Source organism: Candidatus Schekmanbacteria bacterium, assembly GCA_003695725.1.
GTDB lineage: Bacteria > Schekmanbacteria > GWA2-38-11 > GWA2-38-11 > J061 > J061.
Map to the genome: position 1 here is coordinate 1 of RFHX01000215.1, position 5,569 is coordinate 5,569.

3 protein-coding genes are annotated in these 5,569 nt (G+C 39.4%); 2 read left to right on the top strand and 1 reads right to left on the bottom strand.

Features of this window, described 5'->3' with window-relative positions:
- On the bottom strand, nucleotides 1–2,127 hold a 2,127-nt coding region (locus tag D6734_08445; protein ID RMF94147.1), incomplete at its 3' end, for a hypothetical protein.
- A 196-nt stretch (nucleotides 2,128–2,323) separates the two neighbouring features.
- Between D6734_08445 and D6734_08450 the strand changes: the two genes are divergently transcribed.
- Together D6734_08450 and D6734_08455 are read left to right on the top strand one after the other, a co-directional pair.
- Nucleotides 2,324–5,278: a hypothetical protein gene (locus tag D6734_08450; GenBank protein RMF94148.1), complete on the top strand. Its 2,955-nt coding sequence runs from the start codon at nucleotides 2,324–2,326 to the stop codon at nucleotides 5,276–5,278.
- Nucleotides 5,262–5,569 (top strand): hypothetical protein (locus D6734_08455; GenBank protein ID RMF94149.1); only part of this gene is annotated, 308 nt, incomplete at its 3' end. The genes D6734_08450 and D6734_08455, both read left to right, overlap by 17 nt.

The window sequence follows — 5,569 nt, forward strand, 5'->3', positions numbered from 1 at the left end:
AGCCCATGTCTTCATATGGTCTTCAACATCGCTCTTTATTACATCGTCAACGGTGCCGTCCGACTGCAGTGCATCGACCATTGCTCTTGTGATATTCTGGAAGTTGGCAGGATGTTTTGTTTTGTCTCTGTTCATATCGGTACCATTGTGGCATTCAAGACACATTGCATTATTATCAGCATTATAAACAAGCTGATGTTCTTCGTCTGAGCCGTGGGCATCATGACAATCAGCACAAACAACAAGCTCTCTGTCGTTCTTGAACATCTTTTCTCTCACTATATCGAAATACTGCTGATGGTGACCCTTTGAATGGTTGAATTCAGCGCCATACTGCTTATCCTGCCAGCTATGTTTGCTATCAGTTGCATAGTTGATTGGGCTATAGTATGCAGTAGTCGTTGCTGTAATTACCTCAAAAGGCAGGATTCCGGTACCGTCACTTGTGCCATAGAATGATGCAGGCGACATTCCCGGGCGAAATACAGTTATGTCCTCACCTTTCGTAAGATCTCCGACTGAAGCAAATTCTGTCTTGTTGCCGCTCTCATCGAGGACGCCTTCTCCTTCACCTCTCTGATGGCAGGTGCCGCAAATCATTGCAAATCTTCCTGCCGTCAGATCTTCGGGCATAACGATCTTCTTGCCCTGTCCACCAGCAGACTGATGTTCTGAACCCGGACCATGGCATTTTTCACAGCCAATGTTCCATTCCTCATTGTCGATTCCATCTGATTGTGGAGCAAACTGATGTTCAAAGAGTCCGCCATTTCCAAGTTTTACACCTGTTCCACCGTGACATCCGGAGCAGTTGACATTGAAGGATTTTTCAGGAGCAGGCTCAGTAAGCCCTGATCCTGATGAATACCATCTGTCGCCGTGGTAATCAACCCATTCGTCATTCTTTTCATTGTGCTGAAGCGGGAGTAAATAGTAGTGTCCATCAGCACCCTTTGTGATAAACCTCATCTTCCAGAGGCCTTCACCGCCATATGTAACCTCAACATTGTAGTCCTTCGATCCAGATGTTCCGGCAATATCCGTCAATGTTACAGTATATGTATATGGAGCTGAGCTTCCACTCTTTTTGAGAGTTGCAGAAAAATCAGCGCTGCTGCTGTCATTCGAGTCTTTTGAAATGGTATAGCCACCACCTGTTTTTGGAACAAAATAGAGAACTGTTCCTGTTACAGTAAACTCATCAAGAGTCTTGTCGGCATTTGGAAAATTGGAAAGGTCTTGCAAGTCGTTAGGATTACCCGGTTCTCTCAACCCTAAGAAGTGCAAGGTTTTCTTCAAAGATGTTTTTGAATGACAAACCAGACATTTCTCAGACCCAATATAGGTTGCGGAAGAGCTCTGTACCTGAGAAATCTCTATATCTATAGTTTGAGCTCCGCCTGAATAGGTAAATGCCTCTCTTGACACATCGCCGCCGGGCAGATGGTCTGAATCAGAGGGTAAGACACAAACAAAATAATCTGTATCAGATGTTAATCCTGAAGCAGTGTATTTTCCGTTAGAATCCGTTGTTGCTGTCACATAGCCTTTGCTGTCTGCTTGATTTGCCAAATCTTCAAGGGGTTGGACAGAAGAAATTCCTTCAATATCACCAGCAGGTACAAATACAACCTTTGCATCAGATACAGCCGCTCCTGATGGGTCGGTTACCTTTCCGCTTATGCCTGCCGCAGCTTTAACCTTGAAGGGTTTTTTGTTCGATTTCTTCTTTCCAACTTTAACATATACCTTTCTTTTCGAAACATCAGCTGAAGACGAAATCTTAAATCTTGCTTTAATCAATTTTTTTGATGCAGAAATAACTTTTACGGAAATATCTCCGCCTGACACGATAACTTTGTTTTTCTTTTTTGATTTGCTGAAATTTTTTCCTTTGATTTTAACTATTACACTTGCCCCCTGTTTTCCACTCTTGGGTGAAATCTTAGTAATCTTTGGTTTTTTTGCGGCATCTGCCTTACCTTCCAAAATGAAGGCACCTGATAAGGCAACAAACATCGCTAAAATTATGATTAGCAGTTTTTTTGAAAATAAATCCCTCATAACGACCTCCTCTCTTTTAATTGTTTTAACCTTCATCGACCTTTCTCCTTCACCTCCTCTCATAAATTTATTCCTTTCAAAAAATCAAAATTTTGAAAATGAATTATTTCATAATGAAAATTTTAAGAAAAAATTCATTGAAATGTGCCATCGCTTATCGTAACTTTTTGTTTTGACCTAACTACTTTATTATTTTAAATTTAGAATATTGATAAACCTTTATTATTAAAATAAATTTATAAATCCAAAGCCATATAGAATGCAAGAAAAAAAAACATTCAAAATCGTTTTTTTTATTTTCCTCTTAATCAGCATTTTCTACTCCCCATTTCAAACAATTGAAGCTCAATATACCATAAAAAACAACACCCTTAAACCTGTTAGGAAAAGAGCAAGCAAGAAAAAAACCATTCGCATAAAAACCGGGCAAACCCTCAATAAAAGGTTGACGAAATCCGACCGCAAGTATGCGGACGGCACACCTTATGATAAATACAAATACTTTGCAAACAAAAGCAAAACCATAACCATTGAAATGACATCTAATGAAGTTGACAGCTACCTTTTTCTTTTTAGAAAAAGAGGACGCTCCTTAAAACTCCTTGCCCAAGACAATGACAGCGGAAATAATTTCAATGCCCTTATTACATATAAACTTCCAAAAAGAGGCATTTATATCATCTATGCCAACAGCATAGGAACAAATCTATATGGCAGATATTCAATTTCAATTACTAAAAAAGGCAGGGAAAAAGGAAATCTATCAGGCACTATCATTGTGCCCGACTTCAATGCCATAAATGAAATCGAACCAAACAACGGTCTTGATACAGCACAGAAGATTAAAGCACTTCCAGTTTCTGTTTTCGGTAAAGCGGCTGATAGTGACAAAGGGACTGAACTTAGCCTGCAAAATGCAACTGTTCATGACTTCTATCAGATAGATACTTCATATCCCATATCAATTACACTCAGAAGTAGATCAAGTGCTGACCTTGATCTTTATCTTTTTGACGGTTGGGGAGAAACCTTAGGAATCTCCAACAACTCTGGAAGCAGTAATGAATCCTTAAGCTACGAACCATGTACACCCTTTTCATTTTATCCCTGTACAGCATCCATAACATATACAGTTTATGTAGGAGTAAGCGCATATTCAGGGGAAGGAAGTTATCAACTAAACATCGATTATATTAACTATGGACAAAGTCTTTCTTCCACAAAAAAGAAAGAAGATTTAAAAGCCGATTTTGTTCCCGGTGAAGCAATAGTGAAATTCAAAATCACCAATGAAAATAATGATGACAAGCGCTATAAGATTTTAAGCCCCAATAAAAAAAGCAGAATTAAACTCATAAAATTCAATATTCAAAAGCCCTCTGCAGCAGCAAAGATTTCTTCGTACAGTGAATATGAAAAGGCACAAACACTTAAAAAGATTGAAGAGTTGAAAAAAGACAAAAATGTCATTTACGCAGAACCAAACTATATCTACAAGCCTTTAACCGTGCCAAATGATGAATTTTATGATAGACAGTGGCACTACAAAGCAATTCATCTGCCTGAAGCATGGGATATTACGACAGGAGATGACAATATCATTATTGCTGTAATCGATACTGGAATATCTCCTAAACATCCCGACCTCAAGGATAAACTCATAAAAGGCAAAGGCTACGATTTTATCAGCGATCCTTCCAATGCAGGTGATGGAGATGGATTGGACTCAAATCCAAGAGATCCCGGCGATGGGAATCCTCAAAAAGGGAAACCAAGCTCTTTCCACGGCACACATGTAGCAGGCACAATTGCTGCATCAACGGACAACTCAATCGGTGTCGCCGGAATAAATTGGAAAGGAAAAATAATGTCTCTTCGCGCCCTCGGGAAAAATGGAGGCACAAGCTATGATATTTCCCAAGCAATCAGATATGCCGCAGGGCTATCCAATGACTCAGGGAAGGTTCCAGAACAAAAAGCAGATGTCATAAATATGAGTTTGGGAGGACCCGGTTTTTCACAGACGATGAACGATGCAGTGCAGGCGGCAATCGACGCAGGTGTTACAATAGTTGCCGCAGCAGGAAATGAAAACAGCTCTGTCCCGAGTTATCCTGCATCTTACGACAATGTCATCTCTGTGTCGGCAGTTGATTTTAATCTTGAACGAGCCTTCTACTCAAACTATGGAAGCAAAATAACGATTGCCGCTCCCGGAGGCGATACAGGGGCAGACAACAACAATGACGGTTATCCTGACGGTGTGTTAAGTACTATTGATGATGATGATGGAAATAAAGGATATGTCTACTATCAGGGCACATCAATGGCAGCTCCCCATGTGGCAGGCGTTGTTGCACTTATGCAGGCGGCACGCTTAGAAAAAGGACTCTCTAAACTGACACCTTCAGAAATTAAAACAATTTTGACTGAAACTGCCACTGACTTGGGTTCTCCCGGTTGGGACCAATTCTATGGTTATGGTCTGATAAATGCCGCAAAAGCAGTAAAAAAAGCAATAGAGGAAGCCGGCACACCTGTTACCAATTCTCCAATCCTTTCTGTTTCAGCCAATGAAATAAAGTTTGGCACTTCAAACAAGAGTGCAAAGTTTACAATAAGCAATACAGGCACTGCAGACTTGACAATAACAAGCATCACAAAGAATGAAGATTGGCTGACTATTACTTCAACAAATACAATTACTGGCACTCTTTCACCCGGAGAAACCATTGTCTATAATATTTCAGTTTCCCGAAGCGGACTTGAAGATGGCAAGTATCTTGACACCATAACTATTACTACTGACGCAGGCAATGCAACAATAGCAGTATCGATGCAGGTAGGCAAATCTACCAACAGTAGAGACATAGGTAAAATATTTATCCTTGCAATTGATGCAACAACTTTCAACTCTACAAAAGAAGCAGAAACGGACTTTTCAAAGAGTTATTCATTTTCTTTGACCAATCTTCCAAAAGGAAGCTACTATATTGTTGCTGGCACAGACAGAGACAATGACTTTTTGATATGCGATGAAGGGGAAGCATGTGGATTTTATCCTACAAGCGATCAGCCAATACCAGTTTTTATTGATAATGGAGATGATATTACGGACATCGATTTCCCCATTGAAGAGGATTTGAGTTTTCAAAGAAAAGAATCAGGATTAGGAATGGAAGGATTCAAGCTTTTAAATGGTAAGAATAAATAAATCTTCACTCATTTTATTTTTGGCTTTCTCTTTTATCGTTGGTGGATTTTTTATCTTCTCATGCTCATCAAAGGTAAATAGAAATTCAAGTACCAATAAGGATATTAAGCTTATCTTAATCGAAAAGGGCTACTACGGAGGAATTAAAGACAATGAAATGTCCTTCTATGTATTCGATAATCAGACAGATTTAGATAACTTCCATAAGAGGATACATTCCAATGAAATAACGCCTCCAAAAAACAAAAATATAGATTTTTCAAAAAATATCGTTATTGCGGCAGTCTATGG